The 25,327-nt window shown below is 69.9% G+C and carries 23 protein-coding genes; 14 read left to right on the top strand and 9 right to left on the bottom strand.

All coding sequences use genetic code 11. The features are described from left to right. Nucleotides 1-15: 15 nt before the first annotated feature. Genes AB0K18_RS47840 through AB0K18_RS47830 form a run of 3 tightly spaced genes read left to right on the top strand, consistent with a single transcriptional unit; the run spans nt 16 to nt 2,735 of the window. Entirely contained in the window at nt 16-1,221 is a 1,206-nt protein-coding gene (locus AB0K18_RS47840; RefSeq protein WP_364929061.1) for an FAD-dependent monooxygenase, read from the top strand. 19 nt (nt 1,222-1,240) lie between these two features. Beyond that, entirely contained in the window at nt 1,241-2,026 is a 786-nt protein-coding gene (locus AB0K18_RS47835) for a 2,3-dihydro-2,3-dihydroxybenzoate dehydrogenase (protein ID WP_364929058.1), read from the top strand. Between the two features lie 37 nt (nt 2,027-2,063). After that, nucleotides 2,064-2,735 (top strand): isochorismatase family protein, encoded by a 672-nt coding sequence (locus tag AB0K18_RS47830; protein ID WP_364929055.1) that lies wholly within the window; start codon nt 2,064-2,066, stop codon nt 2,733-2,735. Here the strand turns inward: AB0K18_RS47830 and AB0K18_RS47825 are convergent. Together AB0K18_RS47825 and AB0K18_RS47820 are read right to left on the bottom strand one after the other, a co-directional pair. Continuing rightward, entirely contained in the window at nt 2,702-3,901 is a 1,200-nt protein-coding gene (locus AB0K18_RS47825) for a LuxR C-terminal-related transcriptional regulator (protein ID WP_364929053.1), read from the bottom strand. The genes AB0K18_RS47830 and AB0K18_RS47825 overlap by 34 nt on opposite strands. Beyond that, nucleotides 3,898-5,268, bottom strand: coding sequence for an MFS transporter (locus AB0K18_RS47820; protein WP_364929050.1), 1,371 nt, complete (start codon nt 5,266-5,268; stop codon nt 3,898-3,900). Before AB0K18_RS47820 ends, AB0K18_RS47825 begins: the two co-directional genes overlap by 4 nt. 298 nt (nt 5,269-5,566) lie before the next feature. Between AB0K18_RS47820 and AB0K18_RS47815 the strand changes: the two genes are divergently transcribed. Beyond that, nucleotides 5,567-6,268: an SDR family oxidoreductase gene (locus AB0K18_RS47815; protein WP_364929047.1), complete on the top strand. Its 702-nt coding sequence runs from the start codon at nt 5,567-5,569 to the stop codon at nt 6,266-6,268. A 5-nt stretch (nt 6,269-6,273) separates the two neighbouring features. Here AB0K18_RS47815 and AB0K18_RS47810 read toward each other — a convergent pair whose 3' ends face one another. Then, nucleotides 6,274-7,068 (bottom strand): DUF6081 family protein, encoded by a 795-nt coding sequence (locus tag AB0K18_RS47810; RefSeq protein WP_364929045.1) that lies wholly within the window; start codon nt 7,066-7,068, stop codon nt 6,274-6,276. Nucleotides 7,069-7,230: 162 nt separating this feature from the next. Here AB0K18_RS47810 and AB0K18_RS47805 point away from each other — a divergent pair, with 162 nt between their 5' ends. The 5 genes from AB0K18_RS47805 (at nt 7,231) to AB0K18_RS47785 (ending at nt 13,570) form a co-directional block, all read left to right on the top strand. Next, entirely contained in the window at nt 7,231-7,566 is a 336-nt protein-coding gene (locus AB0K18_RS47805; RefSeq protein ID WP_364929043.1) for a DUF485 domain-containing protein, read from the top strand. Beyond that, the gene (locus tag AB0K18_RS47800; protein WP_364929040.1) at nt 7,563-9,212 is read left to right on the top strand and encodes a hypothetical protein; all 1,650 of its coding nucleotides are present in this window, start codon (nt 7,563-7,565) and stop codon (nt 9,210-9,212) included. Before AB0K18_RS47805 ends, AB0K18_RS47800 begins: the two co-directional genes overlap by 4 nt. 53 nt (nt 9,213-9,265) lie before the next feature. After that, nucleotides 9,266-10,897 carry an FAD-dependent monooxygenase gene (locus AB0K18_RS47795; protein ID WP_364929038.1) on the top strand — a complete coding sequence of 544 codons (1,632 nt, stop codon included), beginning with the start codon at nt 9,266-9,268 and terminating at the stop codon, nt 10,895-10,897. Further along, nucleotides 10,894-11,958 (top strand): methyltransferase, encoded by a 1,065-nt coding sequence (locus AB0K18_RS47790; RefSeq protein ID WP_364929035.1) that lies wholly within the window; start codon nt 10,894-10,896, stop codon nt 11,956-11,958. Before AB0K18_RS47795 ends, AB0K18_RS47790 begins: the two co-directional genes overlap by 4 nt. Before the next feature lie 133 nt (nt 11,959-12,091). After that, a complete protein-coding gene (locus AB0K18_RS47785) occupies nt 12,092-13,570 on the top strand; it encodes a vanadium-dependent haloperoxidase (RefSeq protein WP_364929033.1) in 1,479 nt (492 codons plus the stop codon). 84 nt (nt 13,571-13,654) lie between these two features. Here the strand turns inward: AB0K18_RS47785 and AB0K18_RS47780 are convergent, their stop codons facing one another. Further along, entirely contained in the window at nt 13,655-14,434 is a 780-nt protein-coding gene (locus AB0K18_RS47780) for an ArsR family transcriptional regulator (protein ID WP_364929030.1), read from the bottom strand. A 213-nt stretch (nt 14,435-14,647) separates the two neighbouring features. After that, nucleotides 14,648-15,046 (bottom strand): DoxX family protein, encoded by a 399-nt coding sequence (locus AB0K18_RS47775; RefSeq protein ID WP_364929027.1) that lies wholly within the window; start codon nt 15,044-15,046, stop codon nt 14,648-14,650. A gap of 276 nt (nt 15,047-15,322) precedes the next feature. Between AB0K18_RS47775 and AB0K18_RS47770 the strand changes: the two genes are divergently transcribed. Genes AB0K18_RS47770 through AB0K18_RS47755 form a run of 4 tightly spaced genes read left to right on the top strand, consistent with a single transcriptional unit; the run spans nt 15,323 to nt 19,280 of the window. Beyond that, nucleotides 15,323-16,573, top strand: coding sequence for a metallophosphoesterase (locus AB0K18_RS47770; RefSeq protein WP_364929025.1), 1,251 nt, complete (start codon nt 15,323-15,325; stop codon nt 16,571-16,573). A 37-nt stretch (nt 16,574-16,610) separates the two neighbouring features. Continuing rightward, the gene (locus AB0K18_RS47765) at nt 16,611-17,234 is read left to right on the top strand and encodes a phosphatidylserine decarboxylase (protein ID WP_364929022.1); all 624 of its coding nucleotides are present in this window, start codon (nt 16,611-16,613) and stop codon (nt 17,232-17,234) included. A 23-nt stretch (nt 17,235-17,257) separates the two neighbouring features. Continuing rightward, nucleotides 17,258-17,638, top strand: coding sequence for a DUF485 domain-containing protein (locus tag AB0K18_RS47760; RefSeq protein ID WP_364929019.1), 381 nt, complete (start codon nt 17,258-17,260; stop codon nt 17,636-17,638). A gap of 16 nt (nt 17,639-17,654) precedes the next feature. After that, a complete protein-coding gene (locus tag AB0K18_RS47755; RefSeq protein WP_364929017.1) occupies nt 17,655-19,280 on the top strand; it encodes a cation acetate symporter in 1,626 nt (541 codons plus the stop codon). Here the strand turns inward: AB0K18_RS47755 and AB0K18_RS47750 are convergent. The 3 genes from AB0K18_RS47750 to chrA are packed head-to-tail and all read right to left on the bottom strand — an operon-like array spanning nt 19,277 to nt 21,818. Next, a complete protein-coding gene (locus tag AB0K18_RS47750; protein ID WP_364929014.1) occupies nt 19,277-20,086 on the bottom strand; it encodes a MarR family transcriptional regulator in 810 nt (269 codons plus the stop codon). The genes AB0K18_RS47755 and AB0K18_RS47750 overlap by 4 nt on opposite strands. Before the next feature lie 47 nt (nt 20,087-20,133). Next, nucleotides 20,134-20,583 (bottom strand): hypothetical protein, encoded by a 450-nt coding sequence (locus AB0K18_RS47745; RefSeq protein WP_364929011.1) that lies wholly within the window; start codon nt 20,581-20,583, stop codon nt 20,134-20,136. Nucleotides 20,584-20,630: 47 nt separating this feature from the next. Next, nucleotides 20,631-21,818 carry a chromate efflux transporter gene (gene chrA, locus AB0K18_RS47740; RefSeq protein ID WP_364929008.1) on the bottom strand — a complete coding sequence of 396 codons (1,188 nt, stop codon included), beginning with the start codon at nt 21,816-21,818 and terminating at the stop codon, nt 20,631-20,633. A 137-nt stretch (nt 21,819-21,955) separates the two neighbouring features. Between chrA and AB0K18_RS47735 the strand changes: the two genes are divergently transcribed. Then, nucleotides 21,956-22,336 (top strand): VOC family protein, encoded by a 381-nt coding sequence (locus AB0K18_RS47735; protein ID WP_364929005.1) that lies wholly within the window; start codon nt 21,956-21,958, stop codon nt 22,334-22,336. 67 nt (nt 22,337-22,403) lie between these two features. Here AB0K18_RS47735 and AB0K18_RS47730 read toward each other — a convergent pair whose 3' ends face one another. Beyond that, nucleotides 22,404-25,166 (bottom strand): AAA family ATPase, encoded by a 2,763-nt coding sequence (locus tag AB0K18_RS47730; RefSeq protein WP_364929081.1) that lies wholly within the window; start codon nt 25,164-25,166, stop codon nt 22,404-22,406. Nucleotides 25,167-25,327 lie beyond the last annotated feature (161 nt).

The following is a 25,327-nucleotide window of genomic DNA, read 5'->3' as shown; positions in this document are numbered from 1 at the left end:
CGTGAGGAGGACGGCATGTCGCAGATGAGCGTGGCCATCGTCGGGGCCGGCATCGCCGGCCTCGCCTTCGCCGCCGCCCTTCGCCGGGCCGGCATCGACTTCCGGATCTACGAGCAGGCGCCGCGGCTGTCCGAGGTGGGCGCCGGTGTACAGCTGGCGCCCAACGCCACCAGGGAACTGCACCGGCTGGGCCTGGGTGACGCCCTGCGCGCGGTCGCGGTGGCGCCGCTGTCCATCGACATCCGCCGCTGGGACGACGCGACCCTGCTGCAGCGCACCCCGCTGGGCGAGCCGTGCCTGCGCAGGTTCGGCGCGCCCTACTACACCGTGCATCGGGCGGACCTGCACGGCGGCCTGCTGTCTCTGGTGCCGCCAGGTCGGGTGCACCTCGGCGCCCGCTGCACCGCCGTCACCCAGACGGCGGACAAGGCACGGCTGCGGCTGTCCGACGGCACGACGGCCGAGGCGGACCTCGTGGTGGGCGCCGACGGCATCCACTCGGCCGTGCGGGAACGGCTCGCCGCCGACCGGCCGCGCTACTCAGGACAGACGATCTACCGAGGCCTGGTGCCGGCGAGGCGCGTACCTCACCTGCTCGCCGAGCCGCGGGTGCGCCTGTGGTTCGGCCCGGACCGGCACTGCGTCTGCTACCCGGTGTCGGCCGGACGGCTGGTGAGCTTCGGCGCCACCGTCAGTGCGCCCGAGTGGCAGGAGGAGTCGTGGTCGGCGCGGGGAAGCGTGGACGACCTGGCGGCCGCGTACGAGGGCTGGAACGAGGACGTCACCCGCCTGATCGCCGCCGCGGACGCGGTCAGCCGGTGGGCGCTGCACGATCGCGACAGTCTGGGCCGGTTGAGTTCGGGACGCATCACCGTCATCGGCGACGCCGCGCACCCCATGTTGCCCTTCCGCGCACAGGGCGCGAACCAGGCGATCGAGGACGCCATCGTGCTCGCCTGCTGCCTCGCGGACAAGGGCGGAACCGACCTGAGCGCGGCACTGAACGACTACGAGCGCATCCGCCTGCCACGAACCGGCAGGGTCCAGCGTGAGTCGCGCGACAGCGTGACCACCTACCACTTGGCCGATGGGGAGGCACAGCGCCGCCGCGACGCGGAAGGCCGCGACGTGGCCGGACTGGACCGGCACCAATGGCTGTTCGGCTATGACGCGCAACAAGCAGCAACCGACCGAACCACCCTCGCCCGGCACACCGGGTGACCAGCCAGAGGAGATCGCGATGGAGCTGTCCGGAATCGAGTCTAAGGTCGCCCTGGTGACGGGCGCGGCCCAAGGCATCGGCGCGGCGGTGGCGCACACCCTGGCGAGCGCGGGTGCGCACGTCGCGGCGGCGGACCGCAACGGCGAGCGGCTCGCCACCGTCGTCGCCAAGCTCGAGGCCGAGGGCCTGTCCGCGCGCGCCTACCCGGTGGACGTGCAGGACGGCGAGGCGGTGGAGTCCCTGGTGAAGGAGGTCGAGGAGCGGCAGGGCCCGATCGGCATCCTCGTCAACGCGGCCGGCGTCCTGCGTACGGGCCGGGTTGTCGAGCTGCCCGACCAGCACTGGGGCGAAACGTTCTCCGTCAACGCCGGCGGCGTGTTCAACGTCTCCCGTGCGGTGGCCCGGCGGATGATCGACCGGCGCCTCGGGGCGATCGTCACCGTGGCGTCCAACGCCGCCGGTGTGCCGCGCGTGGACATGGCCGCCTACGCCGCGTCCAAGGCCGCCTCCGCCCAGTTCACCCGCTGCCTCGGACTCGAGCTAGCCGAGTACGGCATCCGCTGCAACGTCGTCTCGCCGGGCTCGACCGACACGCCTATGCTGCGGGGGATGCTCGCCGAGCACTTCGATCCGGCGTTCGCCATCGACGGCTCCCCGGCGGCGTACCGCGTCGGCATCCCGCTGCGGAAGCTGGCCCAGCCGCGGGACGTGGCGGAGGCGGTCGCGTTCCTGGTGTCCGACCAGGCGGGCCACATCACGATGCACGACCTGTACGTCGACGGCGGCGCGGCCCTGCACGTGTGAGGTCCCCGCTCAAGAGCCACCGGAGAGGAGACGAACCATGCCCATCAACGAGATCGCGCCGTACCGCATGCCGGGTGACGGCGATCTGCCCGTGGCGGCGGTGCCCTGGCGTCCCCGGCCTGAGCGCTCCGTCGTGCTGGTGCACGACATGCAACGGTACTTCCTGCGCTTCTTCCCGGCCGGGCGGTCCCCGCTGACCGAGCTGCTGACCAACACCGCGAAACTGCTCGCGGCCGCCCGCGCGGCCGGCGTGCCGATCATGTACACGGCGCAGCCAGGCGGCATGTCCCGCCACGACCGCGGCCTGCTGCACGACTTCTGGGGTCCGGGTATGACCGTGGCGCCGAGCGATCGCGAAATCGCCGACGAGGTCGTTCCCGAGGCGGGCGACACGGTGCTGACGAAGTGGCGCTACAGCGCGTTCTACCGCAGCGACCTCGAGGAGCGGCTGCGGCGGTCCGGGCGTGACCAGCTGATCGTGTGCGGGGTGTACGCCCACGTCGGGTGCCTCATGACCGTCTGCGACGCCTTCACCCGCGACATCGAGGCGTTCCTCGTGGCCGACGCGATGGCCGACTTCACGCGTGAGGAGCATCTGATGGCGCTGCGCTACGCCGCCGACCGGTGCGCGGTGCCGCTGTCCCTGGACCGCGTCCTGCACGAGCTGACGGCGGCTCAGCCGGCCGCGTCCAGCACGCCCGCCGAATAGGGTGGCGGAGTGAGCCTGGCCAGCTCGATCCGCGAGCGGATGCCCAGTTTCTTGAAGATCCGGCGCAGGTGGTAGTTGACGGTGTGCGGGGACCGGGACACCCGACTGGCGATCTGCTGGTTCGTCAACCCCTGACTGGCCAGCAGGGCGACCGCGCGCTCGGCCTCGCTGAGATCCGTCCATCCCGCCGCCTGCCTGACGGTCACCGGCAGCCGGACGCTCAGCGCCGGTGACCGCTCCTCGCTGCGCGCTGCGTCCCGGCAGGCGTTGACCCGGGGGATGGCGGCGGGGGCGGGATGCTCCCCGGCGGCCTCCTGCGCCAGCGCGGCACGCGCGGGATGCGGCAGCGATGACAGCACGCAACGCCAGAACAGCTCCTGCGGGAAGACCAGGCACTCCTCGTCGCAGGCGAGCACGTCCGCGGCCAGCGCCTCCTCGACCGGGCCGATCAGGTCCGCCGCCGGCCGGCGCAGCAGCCTCGTCGCGTCGCTCAGCGGGAAGCAAGGGCCGAGGACCGCGCCCACCTGCAGGAGCCGTCGGCACAGGTCGCTCAACTCCGTCAGGCACCTGCGCACGCAGGACCGGACGCGCTCCGGCGGACGATCCAGCACACCGTGGGAATGGTCGGCTCGCATGCCACGGGCCAGCTCGACGGCCAGCAGCGCGTTCCCGCCGGTCATCTGCATGAGATCCGGTGGGACGGCGCCGGCCGCGTGGTCGGCCACCAGCCGCTGCACCGCCGGCGCGGGCAGCGGGCCCAGATCGACTGCGGGGCAGGGCCGCGTGAAGAGCCGATCGGCTGCCGCGCCTCCGGCATGGCGGCGACGGCTGAGTATCCAGGCGATCGGCCGGTCACGAAGCTGCCACGGCAACACGCGCAAGCCGTCGAGCATCTCCACATCGGCATGGTGCAGGTCGTCCAGGACCACCAGCACGGGCTCCGGCGCGTCGAGCGCACCCGGCACCGCCCCGGCGGGCCAGACGCCGTCCACGACGCTGAACCCGAGGCGGCCGGCGAGGTCGGCGGCCTCCCGCAGCAGCCGGGTACGGCCGCTGCCCCACCCTCCCTCGACGTGCAGCACGGAGCTGGCTCCCGCCGCGACCGCTTGAAGCATCCGCGTGATCTGCCGTTCTTCTGCCTCCCGGCCGCGAAGCTGCCGGGTCATGGATTCTCCGATCCCAGCGGCTCGTCCGCGCGCTCGGCCGGGCTCGCCTGCGCCACGGGCTGGACCGCCGGCTTCATGCGATCACGCCACAGGTGGCGGGCGAGCGGGGCGGCCGAGATCAGCACGACCACCGTGCCCGCGGCGAACGCGCCGCGGACGCCGGCCACGCTGTAGCTCCACATGCCCCACACCAAGGTCGCCAGAGCCGGTCCGAAGGCGAAGCCGCCCTGCCGCGCCACGCTGGTGGCCGATCCCGCCGTTGCGAGGAGCTCGCGCGGCGGCGCCGACATCGCGGCGCTCATGTTCGGCGCGTTGAACAGGCCGAGGCCGGCCCCGATGAGGGCGAGCCGCCACCCGACGTCGATGGCCTGCCATGACAGGTCCGCCGGTACGAGCGTCGCCAGGCCGCTGATCACCACGGCGAGACCGAGGAGCTCGATCCGCGGGTACCCGAACCGGTCCGCGAGCAGACCGGCGATCGGGCCGAAGGCGGTGGCGGCCACCGGCAGCGCCAGCAGCGTGAGACCGGTGACGGAAGGGGGCGTGCGCAACAGCGTGATCAGGTAGAAGGGCACGATGAAGAACAGCAGGCCTACCGCCGCCGAGGTGGAGGCGAGCGTGCCGAGCGGTCGCCGCATCCCCGGCAGGACGAGCAGCTTGCGCACCGGCACGCTCACCGGCAGCCGCCGCCAGATCAGGAGCAGCGGAACCGCGACGAGTCCCAGGGCCAGCCACTGCGGTCCGTCGCTGGTGGCGAGGGTGAGTGCGATCATGATGATGCCGGCCGCCCCGGTGAGGCAGCCGGCCTCCCCGGCCGCGCTCCGCTCCGGCAGGCGCAGCCGGCCGTTGCGTGGAACCTGCACGTAGGCCAGCACGATCAGGACGAGGCAGACGGGCACGTTGATGAAGAAGACGGCGCGCCAGCCCACCGAGGCCACGAGGAGCCCTCCGGCGGCCGACCCGGTGATCAGCCCGAGCATCCCGATCGCGTCGACGATTCCCATCGCCCGGCCCCGGACGCGGGCGTCGACGGATGTGGTCACCAGGACCGGGATCAACGCCATCAACGCGGTGCTGAACACCCCCTCGACCACCCGCGCCGCGATCAGCCACTCGATGGACGGCGCGAGGCCCGCGGTCAGGCTGGCGGCGGCGAACCCCGCGCAGGAGCAGACCAGCGCGCCCCGGCGATCGATGCCGTCCAGCCATCGCCCGGTGGGCAGCCCCAGCGCCACCAGAGGGAGCAGATAGCCGAGGACCACCCATTGCGCGGTCGTCGTCGGCGCCTGCAGGGAATCACGGATGGCCGGAAGCGCCACATTGACCACGCTCATGTCGAGCGAGCCCATGAAGACGGCGAGTCCCATTCCGCCCACCACCCACCAGCGATTGGCAGGGGAGCGCGCGCTCAGCTCATTGTGGCGTGCCTGTGTCATCGCGCCTCTCTTCGCCGTGAAAGCACTACCGAATTTATGGAACCGACCATCTCGAGCCTCACCGCCGGCTACCGGGCAAGGCCATCGCCCATTTACGTGGTTCGTCGTCCGGCAGCCGGCAATGGGGGGCGGAATACCGCAAATACGTGACGACCTCCGATGATGACGCCGGATACCTTCGGCGGACTCGACCATTCATTCAGGGTGCCGACGGCGAGGAGAACGACCAATGTCAGAACGCATTCATGTCGTCGTCATCGGCGGGACGTCCGGTATCGGGCGGCATGTGGCTGAGACGTTCGCCCGTCGCGGCTGCGACGTCGTCATCACGGGCCGTGCGGAGGACCGGGCGAAGGGCGTCGCCCACGAGATCGGCGGGCACACCCGGGGGCTCGGCCTGGATCTGACCGCGCCCGAGCAGATCCCCGCCGCGCTCGCGGAGGTGCGGAAAGTCGATCGCCTGGTGCTCACCGCACTCCAGCGGGATCACAACACCGTCCGTGAGTACCGTCCGGCCGACGCGACCCGCGTCCTGACGATGAAGCTCACCGGCTACACCACCGTCGTCCACGCCCTCGCCCCGAGGATGTCCGACGGCAGCTCGGCCGTCCTGCTCGGCGGCCTGGCCATGCACCGGCCCTACCCCGGCTCCACGACCGTGACGACCGCCAACGGCGGCATCAGTGCGCTGGTCAGGACACTGGTGACGGAGCTGGCACCGATCCGCTTCAACGCCCTGCACCCGAGCCTGGTCGCCGACACCCCCTACTGGAGCGACAAGCCCCACGTCTGGGAGGCCGTCAAGGCGCGCACGCCGACGGGGCGCCTGGTGACCATGGAGGACTGCACGGACGCGATCACCTTCCTGCTCGAGAACCCCTCGATCAACGGCGTCAACCTGAGCATCGACGGGGGAGAACTGCTCGTCTGACCTCCTCACCCGCCGTTCGCCGGGCCGGACGCGGTGATCCGCCACGAACTCCAACGGCCGGTCGCGCCCTGCCCGTGTTCCCGTTCGGCCCGGCTGTAGCGGGTGAGATCCCGGGCCGAGAACAGGCCCATACCCGCGTGCAGCCCCGTGAGCGGAACCGGGATCGTCGCCCAGTACGCGCGTCGGCCGTCCACGTACCAGCTCGCCTCAGAACCGCCGGCATGGTAGACGATGCCGTAGCGGTGCTCGCGCCCCGGCTCGGTCGGCGTCTCCAGGACGACCCGGTGCACGAAGCGCTCCTCCGGCCGGGTCACGCCGGGTATGTGCAGCCGCTCGAGCACCGCGAAGACGGTGTCATCGGTCGCCGCCAGGTTGAAGACGACGCCGGTCTCCGGATCGAAGACGTTCATCGTGCCGAAGGCGTCGAGCAGGTCGTAGGGGATCTGGCCGCGGGTGCGCACCGCCATGGCGACCTCCAGCTTCAGCTCCCCGCCCGCCGGCACCGCGAAGCGCCGCGTCGACCGGTACATCTGCTTGGCGTTGTTCTGCTTGGGGTCCGAATCGTGGAAGCGGCTGAACGGATCGACGGTCAACTCGAAATGTCCGTCACCCGTCCGCTGGCGGGCGTTGCGGTCGCGGTAGGCGTGCAGCCGGCCGTCCGCTCCCATGACTTCCACGATTTCCCAGCGCGCCGGATCGAGTTCGCCGCCGGTGAAGTCGTCGTAGATCCAGGTGTCCATTTCCGATGTCACGCTCATCGGCGCTCCCGTGCTGGCTTTTGAATGGCGGATTACCACCATTGGCCACCGCCGTCGTCGGCGTACATGGCACTTTCGCGTGGTTCGGCGGAGCCGGCGCGCCATTTTCGGACCACGCCGGAGATCCCGTATTTAGGGCATGCCCGGGTGCGGCCGATGACAGATGCTGCGTTTCTGACCGTCACGTCACGACGAGGAGGTGTCATGGGCACGACGAACTCGCTGCCGGACGGCGAGCGTTATGTCGCCGTACATGGCAGCGCCCGGTTCAAAGCCCTGCGTCGCCAATCCCAGAGCTTCACCCTGTGGGCAAGCGTGGTCTTCACGGGGTGGTGGTTCCTCACCATCCTGCTCGGCGCGTACGCGCCGAGCTTCTATCGGCAGACGGTCATCGGAAACGTGAACGTCGGCCTGCTGTTCGTCCTGGTGTCGTTCGCTCTCGTGCTGGTGATCACGCTGCTCCACCTGAGGCATGCCCGCACCCGGCTGGATCCCCTCGCCGAGCAGATCAAGGCGGACATGGAAGGAGCTCCCCGATGACCAACGGCTTCGCGGCGCCGGCGATCGCTTTCACGTTCTCCGCCGTCCTGGTCCTCCTGCTGCTCGGGGTCGTGCTCGCTGCGCGCAGGACGCAGAACAGCCCGAGCGAGTTCTACGTCGCCGGCCGGAGCGTCGGCACCGGACAGAATGCGCTGGCGTTGTTCGCCGGTTTCATCCTGTTCTCGACGCTGTTCACGATGACCGGACACGTTTCGCTCAACGGTCTCGACGCCTTCCTCTTCTCGGCGGCCTTCGCCATGTCCTGGCTGATCGCCCTGCTGATCTTCGCCTCGCCGCTGCGCAACGTGGGCGGGCAGACGATCGGGGACGTGTTCGCGCTGCGCGTGGGAGAGCGGACGGCGCGGACCGCGTCCATCGTGGTCACCCTGTTGCTCTTCACCACGTACACCATCGCCATGATGGAGGCGGGCGGCATCACGGCCCGGGTGCTGTTCGGGGTCGACTCGAACGCCGGGCGGGCCGCCATGGTCGCCGGGATGGGAGTGCTCGCCATCCTGTTCGTGTTCATGGGCGGTATGCGGGGAACCACGCGCGTGCTGGTGGTCAAGGCGGTTCTGATCATCGGGATCCTGGCGGTGCTGACCGTCGTCGTCCTCATGAAGTACCGGTTCAACCTGTCCCAGCTGCTCGGGGACGCCCAGGCGCGGATGGCTCCACACCCGGCCGGGTTCGACCTGCTGGGCCCGGGCCGGGAGTTCGGCGAGGGCCCTGGCCCGCTCGGCCACGTGTCGAAGCTGTTCGTCGCCTTCGTCGGGCACGCGGCATTGCCGTACATGTTCATCCGTCACTTCACGGTCTCCTCAGGCAGGGAGGCGCGGCGGTCGACCGGCTGGGCCGGCATGATGATCGTCGCGTTCTACCTGTGCGTCGCCGTCCTCGGCTTCGGCGCCGTCGCGTTGCTCGGCGGGCAGAACATCGGCGCGGCCCCGCCCACGCGTGACACCACGCTGCCCATCCTGGCGAACTCCATCGGTGGGCCGTGGCTGGTCGGCCTGGTGGGCGCGACCGCGCTGGTCGTGGTCGTCGGCATGCTCGCCGCGTTGCTGATCAGCGCGGTGACCTCCCTCACCCGCGACGTCCGCGCGCTGCGTCAGGAAAGGCCCGACCCGGCTGAGGAACTGCGGGCCGCCCGGGTCAACACGGTGATGCTCGGAGTCGCCGCCATCGTGGTGGGCACAGTACTGCTGCAGGCCAACATCCACGCCCTGCTGCCGATGACGATCAGCTTCGCCGGCGCCTCGATCCTGCCGGCGATGGTCTACACGCTGTTCTGGAAGCGCTTCAACACAGCGGGACTGCGCTGGTCGGTCTACGGCGGCATCGTCGTGACCGCGATCCTGGCCATGTTCTCCGGCCTCGTCACCGGCAGCCCGATCGCCATCTTCCCCAACATCAACATCGCCTTCGTCACCTTCGACCCCGCGCTGGCCTCCGTGCCCATCACCTTCCTGCTGGGCTATCTGGGCACGATCAGCAGCCGGGAGCGCAACGACGCCGGCTTCGCCGAGCTCCAGGTCCGCGCGCTCACCGGCGCCGACGCCTCCGGAACTCAGGAACGATCCGCCGTTCCCGGCCGCGGCGACACGCCCGCCAGAGCCGGCAGGACGCCCAGCGAAGCACCCTGATCGCAGCACACGGTGCGGGACGGCCCGACCGTCCCGCACCTCGGGAGGCAATCGTGGTACCGGTACCCGTTCTCGTGGTGGGCGCAGGCCCGGTGGGCATGGTCGCGGCGCTCTCGCTGGCCCGTCACGGCATTCCCAGCATCCTGGTCGAGGAGAACTTCGAGACGACAAATCATCCGAAGCTGGACTTCATCAGCTGCCGGAGCATGGAGCTGTTCCGGCAGCTCGACCTCACCGACGAGATCCGCGCCGCAGGGGTGGGCCCCGAGCATCCCGCGGACGTGATCTGGTCCACCGGCCTCGCCGGTCCGCCGATCACGGTGTGGAATCTCCCCTCGGTCGCCGAGGAGCGGCGGCACATCGCGGACCGCAACGATGGCACGCAACCCGTGGAGCCGGGACAGCGGCTCTCCCAGATCGACCTGGAGCCGGTCCTGCGAGCCCGGTGCCGCCACCATCCCCTCATCGACCTGCGGTGCGGCTGGACCTTCGTCTCACTGACCCAGGACGACCAGGGCGTGACGAGCGTGCTGGCCAACCTGATGACCGGTAGTCAGGTGCGAGTGCGCTCGCAGTACGTGCTCGGCTGCGACGGAGCGTCGAGCCGGGTCCGAAAGTCCGTGGGCATCGGCCTGAAGGGCTTCGACGTACCGGAACTGCCCAATGCCCTCATGATCCACTTCAAAAGCCGCGATCTTGACACGCTGCACCGGCACGGGCGGTTCTGGCACTACTTCGCCTTCCGCTACATCATCATCGCCCAGGACGAGGCCGACACCTGGACCGTGCACGTGAACGGCATGGAACCCCATGAGTTCGACCCTCCGCCCGCGGACCCGGCGGACTTCACGCTCCGTACCATGCGGACGGACCTGAAGATCGACAAGCTGCTGCTGACGACGCGCTGGCGGCCCGGCTTCCTGATCGCCGACCGGTATCGCGCCGGCCGGGTCCTGCTCGCCGGCGACTCCGCTCACCAGATGTTCCCGACCGGCGGCTATGGCATGAACTCCGGCATCGCGGACGCCGTGGACATCGCCTGGAAGATCGCCGCCATGGTGAACGGATACGGCGGTCCCGAGTTGATCGAGAGCTACGAGGCCGAACGCCGGCCCGTGGGCCTGCGCAACATGCACACCTCGCACCGGCACCTCGGCGTCCACCTCAAAGCCGGAGGACTGCTCCGCGACAGCGCGTCACTTTCCACCATCGCCTCCTTCATCGAGAACGAACGGGGCGAGAACGAGTACCGCGGCGTCGAGCTGGGCTACCGCTACGCCGAGTCCGGCGTCGTCTGCCACGAGGACGTGCAGGAACCACTGTGGAGCCCCCGCCACTACACGCCGACCACCTGGCCGGGAGGACGCCCGCCCAGCGTGGTGCTCGACGGCGGCGAGCCGATCTTCGACCGGCTGGGACCCAGGTTCACCCTGGTCGATTTCGCCGGCGACGGCCGCGCGGACGCGCTGCTCGCCGCGGCCGGCGCGCAAGGACTGCCGGTCACGCACACCGTGGTGACCGACGCCGCGGCCCGCGAGCTGTGGGAGCGCGACCTCGTCCTTGTCCGCCCCGACCAGCACGTCGCCTGGCGCGGCAACCAGTCACCGCCGGACCCGTCGGCCGTGGTCCGGCGGATCCGCGGCGCAACGGGGACCGCTCTCGCCCAGAAGGGGACATCGAGATGACCGAACAGCACACGCTCGAAAGACTGCGCGAGTTCATGCTGGGCCCGACGAGGTTCATGAACCTCCTGACCGCCTTCGAGCTCGGCATCGTCGACGCGCTCGGCGACGGTCGCCGGATGACCGCCGCCCAGCTCGCCGAGGTGGCCGGCGCCTCGCCCGACGCTGTGGAACAGCTGCTGCACCTGCTGGTCAAGGAGGACTTCGTCTCCTACGAAGCCGCCTCCCTCACCTACTCGCGCGGCGGGCTCGACGCCGTGCCCGAGGAGGACCTCCAGCGTGTGCTGGCCATCATGCGGATGATCAAGACCGTGGTGCTGCGGCAGAGCTTCCACCTCACCGAGAGCGTACGCGTGGGCGCGCCGGTCGGCCTCAAGACCCTCTACGGGCACGAGGGCAACCTCTATGAGGCATTGGCCGAGCACCGGGACCTGCGGGAGACCTGGGGCACGATGATGGACACCGTCACCGCGCACATCGACCCGTGGTTCTTCGAGAACATCGAGGTGCCGGCTGGCGCGAGAGTGCTCGATCTGGCGGGCAACACCGGTCTGGGCGCGATCCTGGCCTACGAACTGAAGCGGTCACCCGGTCTGCACGTCACCACCTTCGACCTTCCCGAGAAGGAGACCGAATGCCTGCAGAACTTCAAGGCCCGCGGTGTGGACGCGCACTGCTCGTTCATCGGCGGTGACGTGTTCCGGAGCGTGCCCGAGGGCTTCGACGTGGTCCTGATCAAGCACTTCCTGGACATGTTCGACAAAAAGGAGGTGTTCCGGATCCTCCGCAACACCTATGACGCGCTCGACGTCGGTGGCCAGGTGCACATCCTCGGCCCGGTGTACGCCGAAGACCTCAAGACCTCCTACGCGGTGGACTTCTTCCCCACCTACTTCCTCGGCTGCACGATGGGCCAGGGTGGGCCGCAGAAGCTCTCGACGTACCGCGAATGGCTGGGGGAGTGCGGATTCACCGTGACCAAGGCGATCGCCCAGGACCTGGCCGAGATGCCGGCCGACGCCCTGGTCGCCCACGGCATCCTCTGCGCGACGAAGACGGCATAGACGAAATCGGCTGATCGGAAGCCGCGGCGCCCTTTCCACCACCGCCCTGCGGGGCGCCGCACGCATGCGCACCCTCCATGCTCACCCGATCGGAAACCCATGACTGGCGGACCGAGCGAAAGGAACGCGAACGGTGACCCGTTTGAGAACGACGTGGCGCACGTCCCTGAAGTGTTCGGTGGCGATCGCCACCGCGACGATGCTGGCGGGAACGCTCACCTCGGGGGCGACGGCCGCACCACGCAAGGCCGGTTTCGACTTCGACAACGGCAATGCCCTCATCGAGGTGATCTATCCGCACTTCCAGAAGGCCGTGCGCACGATCACCCCCGACGGCTCGGACGCCACGCTGGTCGCCGACCACATCCTGATGGTGGAGACGGCCTGGTTCGACGCCATAGCTCCGTACCACCCGACGGCCGTGGGCATCTACTCGAACCTCGGCCGCCGCCCCAGGAGCGAGGCCACGACGCGCAACAGGAACACCGCCGTCATCTACGCGGCGTACACCTCGCTCAACGCCGTCTTTCCGCAGTTCGCGTCCGACTTCCGGAGCATGATGGAGACGGCCGGTCTCGACCCCGACAACAGCACAGGGGATCTCGCCACGCCGGCCGGCATCGGCATCACCGCGGCCAAGAAGGTCATGGAGGCACGCGAGCACGACGGCTCGAACCGGGACGGCGACGAGGGCGGCCGCACCTACAACCGTCGGCCCTACGCCGACTACACCGGCTACAAACCGGTCAACACCCCCTACGAGCTCCGCGACCCCTCCCGCTGGCAGCCGAACCTGCTCAACCCCAACGGCATCGTCAAGAGCCAGCAGTACGTGACCCCGCAGTACGGCCGGGTCAAGCCCGTGTCCTACGACAGCCCGGCCCAGTTCAAGCTCTCGCCGCCGGTCAGCCATCGCGACCGGGCCGCCTACAAGCGGCAGACCGACGAGATAATCAGGGCGTCGGCGCACCTGACGGACGAGCAGAAGATGAAGGCCGAGTTCTTCAACGACAAGATCTTCAGCCTCGGGCGCACCACCGGCACCGCGGCCTTCGAGCAGGGCGGCTTCGACATCGAGAAGGCCGTCCAGTACGTCACGACCGTCGACCTGGCCATCTTCGACGGTGCCGTCGCCACATGGCACTTCAAGCGTAAGTACGACGCGGTGCGGCCGTTCAGCGCCATCCGCTATCTCTACGGGAACAAGAAGATGACCGCGTGGGGCGGCCCGGGGAAGGGCACCGTCAACGACATCACCGGCAACGAGTGGCGAAGCTACCTGAACACCGCCGACCACCCCGAGTACCCGTCCGCGTCGTCGGTGTACTGCCTTGCCTACGCCCAGGCGGCGCGGCGTTTCCTCGGCACCGACAAGCTGCGGACGAGCGTCACCTTCGCGAAGGGGTCCTCCGTCATCGAGCCGGGCGTCACCCCGGCCAGGGACATCACCCTCCGCTGGGACAACCTGACCGATCTCGCCAACGACTGCCGTATGAGCAGGGTCTGGGCCGGAGTCCACTTCCGCTCGGCGATCGAGAACGCCGCCCAGATCGCGCCGAAGATCGGCGACTCGGTCTACACCTTCATCCAGCGCAAGCTCAACGGCGGCTGATCAGCGGCCACGGCTGCACCGCCGGCGGCACCTCGGAAGAGGTGCCGCCGGCGGTGCTGTGCTCGGGTGACGGTGACCGGGTCGTCACGGCTGGACGGGACGGGGCGCCGCGCCGATGGAGGCCAGCCAGAAACCGATGCGCGTCTCGATCTCGGCCGCCATCTGCTCGAACGCCGCGGCCCCCGTTTCGCGGGAGTCGTGGGCTCCTGGATCGGGGATGCTCCAGTGGATGTAGGTGGGGTTGCCGGGGAACGAGGGGCACACCTCACGGACCCGGTCGCACAACGTGATCACGTAGCGAAACCGCCGCCGCGCGAACTCGCGCATGTGCTTGGGTTGCTGGCCGGTGAGGTCGACACCGCGCGCCGCCATCACCCGCACCGCGTCGGGATGCAGCAGCGGCCGGGGCTCGCTGCCCGCGCTGAAGCCCTGCACCCTGCCTTCGGAACGGGCTCGGCTGAGCGCCTCGGCCGCCTGGGAGCGCGCACTGTTACCGGTGCACAGGAACAACACCGAGCCCGGTTTCCTGCCGGTCGCCTTGAGCACGGGGGCGGGTGCCGGTACGAAGGCCAGCCCGGGATGCAGGGCGGCACCGGTTTCTGCCAGCAGCGCGGCGCACCGCTCCAGATCGAGGTGGTAGTAGGTGTCGCGGCCGTCGAAACTGCTGCGCCGGCCCGCCACCATTCCGGCGCTCCTGAGGCGACCCAAATGGTAGGAAACCAGGTTCTGTGGCTGGTCGACCAACGTCACCAATTCGCGTACACGGCGGTCGCTGAGCGCCAGTTCCCGCAACAGCCGCCAGCGCAGCGGATCAGCCGCCATCCGGGTGAACGGCGGTGGCATCAGGTCTGTTCTTGACCCCATACCAAGACGATACATCAAAGTAAAATACACTAATGTGATTAGATTTACCGTCCGGAGCTGCGGTGACGCCCCCGCAAAGGCGGTGTGACGTGCGGCATCCCGGGCCGGGCGACATGCGCGGAACGGTCACGCCCGCGATGACGGGAGGCCGTTTTGGCGCGGCCGATTGGCTTGTCTGCGGGAACCGATTCGACGCCGCTGCGAGACACGCGCTCAGCGCCGCACGGAGCCGATCAGCGCGGTGATGCCGGCCCAGCGCAGCCTGGCGATCACGGCGTACGAGACGGCGAGCGCGGCCGTCAGCACCGCCATGGCCGGCCGATCGATCATCAGATTGGTGACGGTCGCGCCAACCATGACGCCGACCAGCCCCGCCGCGGCCGCCGCGGCCAGCCGTGGGATCACCATGCCGATCCCGCCGGCCAGCTCGACCAGGCCCGTCAGGTAGCGGAACCACTGGCCCCACCCGATCGCCTCGAATGTCTCAACGGACGACGGCAGCCCGATCAGCTTCGCCGTGGCCATGGCCACGATGAACCCGCCGAGCAGGATCTGAGCGCTCCACAGCGCGACGATGAAAGCCGGTCGCGAGGGTGTCCGGTTCGAGGTCATCAGCGTTGTCACCCTCCTTCGCCGCCACCTGTACGATTCTCCGCCGTACCGGCCGCCCGGGTGTCCCGTAATCGCGCCATCTCCCGCCTGAACGGGATCGAAGTGCCGGGGCCGATTCCCGGACCGAGATCGCGCGGACACGTGGTGTCCGATGCCGCGCCGCCTCCCAGACTGGCCTGAGGACGGCACGCAGCCCATCGGACCCGACACGAGCAGGTGCGAGAGATGCTGACGAACAATCCGGTCATCTTTTTCGGGATCATCACACTGCTTGCAGTGTCGATTCACCTCTATCTGTGGGCACGGCTCGTGCGCTCCACGACCCGGCGCGGCAAAGGGCGCGCCATCGGCGCGCTGCTGATCTTCGGCCTCGGCGTGGTCGGCGTCGTGGGCTTCATGGTCACCAGGACGGTGGGCGTCGACGCCTGGTTGCTGGCCTGGGCCGGGTACGTGTGGATCGCCCTGATGTTCTACCTGCTGCTCAGCCTGCTCGTGCTGGAGATCCCCCGCGCGGCGCTCTCGCTGTGGTGGCGGCGCTCGAAGAAGCGCACCGCCGTGGCCGGCCCGACGGCGGTGACCCCCACGGCGGCCCTGGTGGCCACCCCGCGCGCCGAAGCGCCGGCCATGACGGCTGCCGAGGAGCAACCAGGTGGCCCCGGCACGCCTGCCTTCCCGCCGGAACTCGACAATCCCGGACGCCGGTTGTTCCTCGCCCGTGCCTGCGCGCTCGCGGCCTGCGGCGCGGCGGCGGGATTCGTCGGCTACGGCATGAGCACCGCGTTCGGTGACCTGCGCACCATTCGCGTCACCGTTCCCATCAAGGGGCTCGACCCCCGGCTCTCCGGGTTCCGCATCGCCGCGGTCAGCGACCTGCATTTCGGCGCGTTCCTGCACCGTGAGCTTGCCGACCGCATCGTCACGCTGATCAACCGCGAGCAGGCGGACATGGTGACCATCCTGGGCGACCTGGCGGACGGCACGGTCGCGGAGATCGGGCATGCCGCCGAGCCCCTGCGCCACCTGCGGTCCCGCCAGGGCACGTTCTTCGTGACCGGCAACCACGACTACTCCTCGGGAGCCGACGAGTGGGTCGAGCACGTGAGCGAACTCGGCATGCGGCCGCTGCTGAACGAGCGGGTCGAGATCGCGTCCGGTGGCGCCGCGTTCGACCTGGCCGGCGTGAACGACCTCATGGCGCCGATGTACGACCACCAGGGACCGGACTTCACCGCCGCACTGGGTGGACGCGACCCCGCCCGGCCCGTCGTCCTGCTGGCCCACCAGCCCGTCCAGGTCCACTCGGCCGTCGAGCACCAAGTGGACCTGCAACTGTCCGGGCACACCCACGGCGGTCAGACCGTCCCCTTCGACCGGCTCGTGGGCCTGCAGCAACCGGTGCTCGCGGGCCTGGCGAAAATGGGCCCCACCTCCATTTTCGTCACCAGGGGCGCCGGCTTCTTCGGGCCGCCCATCCGCGCCGGGATCCCGCCGGAGATCGCGATCGTCGAGCTCCAGCCGCGGCCATGAACGGTCCACGTACATAAGCAGCCAGTAGGGAGGCAGCATGTCCGACGCCCGACGAGTGAGGCTGGCCCGCGGAACGAGCCCGTGGCTGGCCCCGGTGATCGCCCTGACAGCCGTCGCGGTCACCAGGTCCCGGCGATCGCGCCTCTGGGCCGTCGCCGCTCCGCCGCTGGCCATCCTGACCGGTCTCATGCTCTGGTTCTTCCGCGACCCGGACCGGCAGCCGGCCGAAGGCCGGGTGCTCTCCCCGGCCGACGGCGTCGTCCAGAGCATCGACTTCTGGCCGGACGGCCGGACCCGTGTCTCGATCTTCATGAGCCCGCTGGACGTGCACGTCAATCGAGCCCCCTGCGACGGGACGGTCACCTCGGTCGAGCATCGGCCGGGCGGTTACCTGCCCGCCTTCGACAAGGACAGCGACCGCAACGAGCGGGTCGTGTGGCGGCTGAAAACAGACCTGGGCGACCTGGAGGTGGTTCAGATCGCCGGCGCGGTGGCGCGGCGCATCATCCCCTACGTCACCGAGGGAGCGGCGGTTCTTCGGGGCGAGCGCATCGGCCTGATCCGCTTCGGTTCGCGCGTGGACGTGTACCTTCCGGCAGGTCTCACGCCGGCCGTCACCGTACGTCAGCGCACGCGCGCCGGCCGTACGCCGCTGGCCTGACCCGCGCGGGAACCGGGGGCACGATGAGCACCGACAGGGACCTCCAGATCAAGCCGACGGCAGGGGAAGGCGTCGTCACGATCGCCCCGGGCGAGCCGGAGACGTACACCGCTCTCCAGCGGAGTGCCGCCTTCGCCCGTCTGCGCTCCCGGTCACGCCGCTACCTCGTGTGGATGACCGGCCTGTGCCTCGGCGCGTTCGCCGTCACCGCCGCGCTCGCGGCGTGGGCGCCAGGCCTCCTCGCCACCCGGGTGTTCGGGCAGGTCGACCTCGGCGTGCTGCTCGCCGTCGGCCTGATCCTGCTGCCGGCTCCCATCAGCGTGGCGCACCTGCTCTACGCGGGACGCCGCCTCGATCCCCTGGCCGAGCGGGTCCGCGCGGAGTTCGACGGGAGCGGGCAGTGACGGCCGCGGCACTCCCATGATCTTCAGCCTGATCATCCTGTTCGTGGTCTCGCGGCTGGGCCGTGTCCGCGACACGTGCGCGGACTTCTACGCCGGCGACCGGACGCTCACGGCGCCGCAGAACGGGCTGGCCCTCTTCGGCACCTTCATGATGATGACCTCGTTCCTCGCCCTGAGCGACGAGGTCGCGATCAAGGGGTACGACGGCGTGCTGCTCGTCGCGGGCTTCGCCGTTTCATGGGTGGTCGCCCTCCTCCTGGTCGCCGAACCGCTGCGTAACACCGGCCGGTACACGCTGGGCGACACGCTCGGTGTGCGGCTGCGGGAACGCCCCGTACGGCTCGCCGCGGCCACGGTCACGCTCGTCGTCCTCTTCCTCTACATGACCACCCAGCTGGTCGGCGCCGGCCACCTGCTGGCGTCCCTGCTCCACCTGGACGGCCCCGTCGGACATGCGTTGATCATCATCACGATCGGCGCCGTCACCGCCGTGACCGTGCACACCGGCGGCATGCGAGGGACGACCTGGACCCAGATCATCAACGCCGTCCTCCTGCTCGCCGCGGTGGTCGTGCTCGCGGGGGCGCTGCTCCTGCACTACCGCTTCGACGTGGGAACGCTGCTCGGCGACGCGGCGAGCCCCGGCCGGCCGAGGGAGCAGGGCACGGCGTCCGCGGGCGGCCCGCACCGGCTGGAGTTCGTCTCTCAGCTGCTCACGTCGGTGCTCGGGCACGCGGTGCTGCCCTATCTGTTCATCCGCTTCCTCGCGGTGCCCAGTGCCGGGCACACGCGCCGCTCGGTCTCGTGGGCCATCTGGCTCACGACGCCGTACTCCCTGCTGATCGTGCTGATCGGGTTCGGCGCCACCGCGCTCGTCGGGCCGGACGTGCTCCGGCCCGTCCTTGGGCCCGGCGGCACGGCGGTGCCCCTGCTGGTGTCCGAACTCGGTGGGGTGCCCCTGCTCGCGTTCGTCGCATCGGTGGTCTTCACCACGATCGTCGCGGTGACCTCGGGCCTGGTGCTCAGCGCTGCCGCCGGCTTCGTCCGCGACGTCCACGCCACCCTCACCAAGCGGGGCCCCTTGCCGGAACGCCGGGAGATCGCGCTGGCCCGGCGCACGGTGGTGATGCTCTGCGCCCTGCTGACCTGTTGCGCCATCGCGCTCATTGAGCAGAACGTCGCGTTCATGCTGTCGGTCGCCGTAACCCTCGTGGCGTCCACGGTCCTGCCGGCGCTGCTGTTCTCGTGGTTCTGGCGCGGCTTCAACACGGCGGGGGCGCTGTGGAGCATGTACGGGGGCGGCGCGGCCACGATCGTCCTGGTCGTGTTCTCGCCGGCCGTCTCGGGCGACCCGCTGGCCCTGTTCCCCCACGCGGACTTCGCCTTCATCCCGTGGAGGCACGTGGGCGTGGTCTCCATCCCGCTGGCCTTCGCGCTCGGCTACGTGGGTGCCGCACTCAGCGCCGAGCGCGATGACGCGAGGTACGCCCGCATGGAGGTCCGGGCGCTCACCGGCGCGGGAGCCGAGGCGGCCACACCCAAGGCAGAACCTTCCGGTCCGGCGCCGTCGGGCATCGGCCGCCCACCCGGCACCAGGCGGAGATGGCGATCGTCCTCGCGGCGCCGAGGCCGCCCAGGCTAGGGTCGCGTCGCGCCCGCGAGGGCATGGTCGATGGAGTAGAGCAGGAACTGGATGCGCGTGGTCAGCTCGTCCGCGGTGCGCACGAACGCCGGGTAGCCGCGTTCGTGGTCCGTGTCCTCGGCCGCAGGGTCCGGCAGGCTCCAGTGGGCGGTCTCCGGAGCTCCGGGGAACTCCGGGCACACCTCGCGCACCCGGTCGCAGAGGCTGATCACGTGGTCGAAGCGCTGCTCGACGAATTCGCTCAGATGCTTGGGGCGATGGCCGTTCAGATCGAGTCCGCGTTCGCGCAGCACGCGCACGGCATCGGGATGGATGGGCTTGGGATCGCTGCCGGCACTGAACACTTCGGCCCGGGAGCCCCCCATCCGCCTCAGTATCGCCTCGGCCATCTGGGACCGTGAGCTGTTGCCCGTGCACAGGAACAGCACCCGGACCATGGGTTGAGACGACGGCCTGTCCGGGCCGTCCGCCGGCGGGAGCGGCGTCGCGGGGATCAGTTGCAGGCCGGGATGCAGCGCGGCACCTGCCTGCATGAGCAGGGCGCGGCAGGCGGCCAGATCGAGGCTGTAGTAGGCGTCGCGCTTGTCGGCGGAGCTGCGCCGCATGGTCACCAGTCCGCCGGCGCGCAGCTGGCCGAGGTGGTAGGAGGTGAGGCTCTGGCGCTGGCCGATCAGGGCGGTGAGTTCGCGGACCTGGCGGTCGCTGTGCGCCAGCTCGCTCAGCAGTTGCCACCGCACCGGGTGCCCGGTCAGCCGCAGGAAATCGGGCGGCGTCGTCGGTGCTGTCGGTGAATGGGCGGAACGCACGGTGAAATCATACAACGAGTCGGATAAACGCATCAAACTCGATTGCTTCATTGTGCGGGCGGGCGTACTGTCGCGGCGAGGTGGCCGCGGACGGCGCGGGCGGCGGCCTCGGCCACATCCGGGTCGCTGTCCTGCGGGGCGGCCAGGAAGTCCGTGCCGCGCAGGGGGTGCGCGGCGGGGCGCGGGTAGAGCCATGCGTGGAAGTGCTGGACGCGATCGCGCGTGGAGACGAGGTGGACGCGCTCGGCGTCGGTGGTGGCCCGCAGGGCCCTGTCGAGCCGTGCCAGGAGCGGGCCGAAGGACGCGGCCTCCTCGGCGCTCATGTCCGCGAAGTCGACGAAGTGGCGCCGCGAGATGATCTTCATGGTGCCGGATCTCGAGTTCTCGGCGGGCCCGTGGTGGACCAGCCAGAACGCATCACGATGAACCCACCCGCCGAGCGGTTCCTTCGCGGCGTCGATCAGTGTGCAGTACGGGCAGGTGCGGTCACCGGTCATGGACGTCCCCTCAAGGCAAGCACCGCCGCACGGCGGTGCGGGATCGGTCAGGTGAGCAGGGTGTGAGCCAGGCCGATCGCGGCGCCGCCTGCGATGAACCAGGCGTTGTTGAGCTTGGTGCGCCACAGGAGCACCAGGCTGATCAGGGCGATGGCCACCGTCGGCAGGTCGATGAGGGCGGTGCGGGCGAGCTGGTACGACACGCCGGCCATGAGTGCCAGTGCGGTGGCGTTGACGCCGTCGAGCAGGGCGGAGGTCCACCGGGATGCGCGGAGCCGGTCAGTGAGCTTGGTGAGCAGGCCGACGAAGACGAAGGAGGGCAGGAAGATGGCGACGGTGGCGAGGAACGCGCCGATCGGGCCGGCGACGAGGTAGCCGATGAAGGTGGCGGTGGTGAAGACCGGCCCTGGGGTGACCTGGCCGATGGAGACGGCGTCGATGAGCTGGGCGGAGGTGATCCAGCCGAGCCGGTCGACGAAGTCGCCGCGCAGGAAGGCGAGCAGGACGTAGCCGCTGCCGTACAGGACAGAGCCGATCTTGAGCATGGTGAGGAAGAGCTGGGTGAGCTGGCCGCCGGTGGGGTCGGGGAAGACGGGTGCGCCGAGCATGGGGACGGCGAGCAGGCCGTGCACGCCGCCGGGGCGGCGCGGCAGGTGGGCGGCTGCGGCCAGGAGCGCGCCCGCCGCCAGGATGAGGAGTTCGTTGACGCCCAGCAGGTACGCGGCCAGTGCCCCGGCCGCGACCGCCCCGAGCCACCAGGACTTGATCACGGCCCTGAGCAGCCCGAACAGGGCGTGGGCGATGATGGCGATGACCACGGGGACGATGCCGTACAGGATGCCCTCGACGGCCGGGGTCCTGCCGTAGGTGACGTAGGCCCAGGCCAGGGCGGTGACGATGAGGGCGGCGGGCAGGATGAAGCAGGCGCCAGCCAGGATGAGGCCGCGCCGTCCCGCCCGGTCGTGGCCGAGGTGGATGGCGAGTTCGGTGGAGTTGGGGCCGGGGATCAGGTTGGTGGCGCCCATCAGGTCGGCGAAGCGTTCGTCGGTGACCCAGCCGCGGCGGCGTACCAGCTCGTCGCGCATCATCGCGGTGTGCGCGGCGGGGCCGCCGAACGCGATGGTGCCCAGCTTGAGGAAGAGCAGCGCCACCTCCCGCGCGGGTGACCCCGCCTCGCCCTGGCCGGGATCGCCGGTGGCGCGTGCATCCACCCGTAGGTCCTTTCGCTCGAGCATGAAGGGCTCATCGGATCGATGATTCCTCACCTGATACGACCATTACATCAAAGTCGTTTGATATATCATCGCACTGTGGCGACTTCGACTCAAGCCAATGAGCCGACGCCGCAACGCATCCCACAGGAGGTCCCGTCATGACAGCACCCGACCAGCTCGTCAGCGTCCGCTACATCGTCGATGACGTCCAGGCGGCCGTCGACTTCTACACCACCCATCTCGGCTTCACCGTGCGCGCCAACGTCGCGCCCGCCTTCGCGGACGTGGTGCTCGGCTCGCTGCGGCTGCTGCTGTCGGGCCCGGCCAGCTCAGGCGCCCGCGCCACCCCCGAAGGCACCCCGGCCGGCCGCAACCGCATCCACCTCACCTTCAAGGACCTCGACGCCGAGATCGACCGCCTGCGCGGCGACGGGCTGTCCTTCCTGGGCGATGTGGTCGCCGGTCCCGGCGGACGTCAGATCCTGCTCGCCGACCCGTCCGGCAACCTCGTCGAGCTGTTCGAGCCTGCCGAGCGCTGATCGCCCGGCTCGCCGGTCGGCGCCGTCCCGATCGGGGCCATCGGGACGGCGCCGAGGCGTCCTGCCATCAAGAGGCTTCGTGCGTGATGAAGTGCTTGGTCAGCTCGACCCGGCTGTTGATGTTGAGTTTCGCGAAGACCCGGCGAAGATGGCTGTCGACGGTGTGGGGCGACAGGAACAACATGCTGGCCGCTTCCTTGTTGGTCCTGCCGTCCACGATCGCCCGCACCACCCGGAGCTCGGCGCCGGTGAGGCTTTCCCAGCCGGACGTTGGCCGGTCGGCGCTCAGCGCGCGCACGTTGTTCACGCCGAGCCTGCGCAGCTTCCGCTGCACGCGGTTGACGTCCTGGCGGGCGCCGCAGTTCACGTACAGGTCCAGTGCCGACCCGAGGAACCGGACCGCCTGGGGCCGGTTCTGCTTGCTGTGCTCCGCCTGCGCCGCGTCCTCGAGCGCGACGCCCGTCGCCAGCGGGCGCCCACTGAGCTTGTAGTGCTCCACCGCGCGGCGCAGCGCGGCAGGATCGTGGCGCAGGAGGCCGTCGGCATGCTCGGCGCCCCCGGCCAGCGACGCCACGGCGGGGTTGCGCTCGGTGAGCCGGCGGGCGAAGTCGGCCGCGCGTTCAGCTTCCGCACTGAGCCCCGCCTTCCTGGCCAGCCGCACGAGTGTCGCCGCCGCGGTCGGGGCTTCGGTGAACAGCAGGCGGTCGGGAGCCACCTTGTCCTCGACGTTGATCAGCGTCTGGACCGCCATGCTGGGGCGCCCGCACGCCGCGTGGAACTGCGCCAGCGCCCAATCCAGAGCGATCTTGTCGGTCGTCGCGTCACCGGTCAGTAACCGCTCGGCCATGCGCAGGTGCTCGCTGGCGCTCGCGGAATCGCCGTGGTGCAGGCTGATGCGTGCCAGGACCACCCGTGCGGGGACGGCGTCGGCGGGCGCCGAGCGGTCGGTCAGCCGCAGCCCGGTCTCCGCCGCGGCCCGCGCCTCATCGAGCCGGCCCGCCGTCACCAGCAGCTCGGCGCGGTGCGCGTGCCACAGCGGCTCCGCCCACGCTTCGCCCAGCTTTTCGCACTCCTGCCTGATGACGGTGCAGACCGCGGCCGCCTCGTCGAACTGATCGGCCGCGACCAGCGCGCGGACCATCCAGGTCCACAGTGGGCGTTCGCACAGCTCGCCTGCCAGGCCGCCCGGCACCTGCCGCGGCCCCGGGACGGACGTCCGCCTGCCGTTCGCGCCCAACACGCCGCGAGACCCGACACAGCGAGAACCGTTGAGCGGCCGGCCAAGGCTGAGCGAGCGCTCGCTCCCGAGGAGCGTCCCCCATAGGGCCACACCGTCCACCCGCTGAGCCGTGTCAGCGAGCAGCTTCTCCAGCTTGGTCCGGTCCGAACCGCTGAGGTCGTGCCGGGCCAGCGTCCGCTGCAGGTGCTCGATCAGGATGCCGTGACACCCGGCGTCCTGCAGACCTTGAGCGAAATCGAGCACCATCTGCGCCTCGCCCGCCGCGTCGAGACCCACGTGTACCGCGATGTCCGCGAGGCGGCCGGCCTCCACGCCTCTGCCGGCGCCGGCGAGCAGGCCGAGAGCCCGGGTCAGCGTCCGGGGTGCTCCTTCCGACAGGCCGGGCAGTGCTGAGATCGCCTGTGCCGTGATCGTGTCGCAGTCACAGGGGGGCGGCTCCGGTGGGCTCAGCAGAACCCGCCGGCCATTGGTCGGCGTCTGCGTGCGGACAGGCTGGTCATCGGCCTCGCCCGCCCGATCGAGCGGGTAGACGTCGGTGCCGGCCCCGGTCATGGGCGCGGTCATGGGCGCGGTCATGGGCGCGGTGGACGCCGATCCACGGAACGGCACACGCTGCAGTGCCTCGCCGAACACGTCGTGGACGAAGGTCAGCTTCGTGTCGTTCCGCTGGATCAGTCCGGCCAGCACCGCCTCGTCGACGCTGGAGGCCAGGTCGAGAGATGACTCGCCGAGCGCGATCGCCGCCTCGTCGACCGAGAACGTCCGGCCGATGCTTCTCCCACGGATGAGCAAGCGCCGGACCCCCGGCGGCAACTCGTCGAGCAACCGGTCCACGGCGGTGACGACGCCTTCCGGGAGGCGATCTGCCAGGACGGAGGCCGTACCGTCCGCGATGACCACCTGCCCGGCTTCCACGAGCGCGCCGAGGAGGTTCTCCAGCAGCCAGGGATTGCCGCCACAGCGAGCCGCCAGGCTCAGCACCGACGCGTCCGGCCGGGCGCCGAGGACGCCGCCGCACAGCGCGGCCACCGCCGCGTCGTCCAGCGGGCCGAGGTGCAGCTGCACCGCTGACCGGTCGATGAGCCAGCCGATGGCGTGCTGGGCGAGCGACTGCGCGGGCACCGGCCGCCGCGCGAGCAGCCACAGGACGGGGGACGAGGCGAGTGATTGCACCAGGCTCTGCAGGGCGAGGGCGCTGATCTCATCGGCTCGCTGGGCGTCGTCGAGCACGATCAGGAGCGGGCGCCTGCGAGCCGCCTCTGCGATGAGTTCGCCCACGCGATCCGCCAAAGAGAAGGGATTAACATCCGGACGGACCAGATCCGCTAATTGAGGCTCCCCGGCCATCACGTGTCGCAGAAAAGTGATCAGCTCGCTGACGGGCGTTGGCTGGCCGATTACGCCAGTTCGCATGTAGCCCACTGTCAGGCCACGTTCGGCGCCTTCCTGGGCCGCTGCCTTTAGCAGGCGCGTCCTGCCTATTCCGATTGGGCCCTCGAGAACGATGCACTCGCCGGCCCCACGGAGTGTGGCATTCAAATAGCTGATCAACACTGACAGCACGTGCTCACGCCCGACTAATGGATACATGATCACCTCAGTGCTGAGACGAAGAATCCCCCGATGTCCGACATAATCATGGTCACGTATAGTGGTCAACGATCGCTCCTAAGATGGCGTAAACGCGTTACATCAAGCTGTATTGATGCAGGCGATCGTCCGCATTGGCCACTTCTTGCCGGAAAACGCGC

The organism is Nonomuraea sp. NPDC049421, from assembly GCF_040677005.1.
Classification (GTDB): Bacteria; Actinomycetota; Actinomycetes; order Streptosporangiales; family Streptosporangiaceae; genus Nonomuraea; species Nonomuraea salmonea.
The sequence above is the reverse complement of the archived record's forward strand: the minus strand, read 5'-3'. Positions and strand labels throughout refer to the sequence as shown.

Coding starts and splice junctions, on each gene's coding strand:
- AB0K18_RS47840 (WP_364929061.1), top strand. CDS start 16: ATGTCGCAGATGAGCGTGGCCATCGTCGGGGCCGGCATCGCCGGCCTC.
- AB0K18_RS47805 (WP_364929043.1), top strand. CDS start 7,231: ATGGGCACGACGAACTCGCTGCCGGACGGCGAGCGTTATGTCGCCGTA.
- AB0K18_RS47755 (WP_364929017.1), top strand. CDS start 17,655: ATGATCTTCAGCCTGATCATCCTGTTCGTGGTCTCGCGGCTGGGCCGT.
- AB0K18_RS47810 (WP_364929045.1), bottom strand. CDS start 7,068: ATGGTGGTAATCCGCCATTCAAAAGCCAGCACGGGAGCGCCGATGAGC.
- AB0K18_RS47730 (WP_364929081.1), bottom strand. CDS start 25,166: ATGTATCCATTAGTCGGGCGTGAGCACGTGCTGTCAGTGTTGATCAGC.
- AB0K18_RS47820 (WP_364929050.1), bottom strand. CDS start 5,268: ATGGGACTCGCCGTCTTCATGGGCTCGCTCGACATGAGCGTGGTCAAT.
- AB0K18_RS47735 (WP_364929005.1), top strand. CDS start 21,956: ATGACAGCACCCGACCAGCTCGTCAGCGTCCGCTACATCGTCGATGAC.
- AB0K18_RS47775 (WP_364929027.1), bottom strand. CDS start 15,046: ATGACCTCGAACCGGACACCCTCGCGACCGGCTTTCATCGTCGCGCTG.
- AB0K18_RS47815 (WP_364929047.1), top strand. CDS start 5,567: ATGTCAGAACGCATTCATGTCGTCGTCATCGGCGGGACGTCCGGTATC.
- AB0K18_RS47830 (WP_364929055.1), top strand. CDS start 2,064: ATGCCCATCAACGAGATCGCGCCGTACCGCATGCCGGGTGACGGCGAT.
- AB0K18_RS47765 (WP_364929022.1), top strand. CDS start 16,611: ATGTCCGACGCCCGACGAGTGAGGCTGGCCCGCGGAACGAGCCCGTGG.
- AB0K18_RS47780 (WP_364929030.1), bottom strand. CDS start 14,434: ATGGGGTCAAGAACAGACCTGATGCCACCGCCGTTCACCCGGATGGCG.
- chrA (WP_364929008.1), bottom strand. CDS start 21,818: ATGCTCGAGCGAAAGGACCTACGGGTGGATGCACGCGCCACCGGCGAT.
- AB0K18_RS47790 (WP_364929035.1), top strand. CDS start 10,894: ATGACCGAACAGCACACGCTCGAAAGACTGCGCGAGTTCATGCTGGGC.
- AB0K18_RS47760 (WP_364929019.1), top strand. CDS start 17,258: ATGAGCACCGACAGGGACCTCCAGATCAAGCCGACGGCAGGGGAAGGC.
- AB0K18_RS47745 (WP_364929011.1), bottom strand. CDS start 20,583: ATGACCGGTGACCGCACCTGCCCGTACTGCACACTGATCGACGCCGCG.
- AB0K18_RS47825 (WP_364929053.1), bottom strand. CDS start 3,901: ATGACCCGGCAGCTTCGCGGCCGGGAGGCAGAAGAACGGCAGATCACG.
- AB0K18_RS47800 (WP_364929040.1), top strand. CDS start 7,563: ATGACCAACGGCTTCGCGGCGCCGGCGATCGCTTTCACGTTCTCCGCC.
- AB0K18_RS47835 (WP_364929058.1), top strand. CDS start 1,241: ATGGAGCTGTCCGGAATCGAGTCTAAGGTCGCCCTGGTGACGGGCGCG.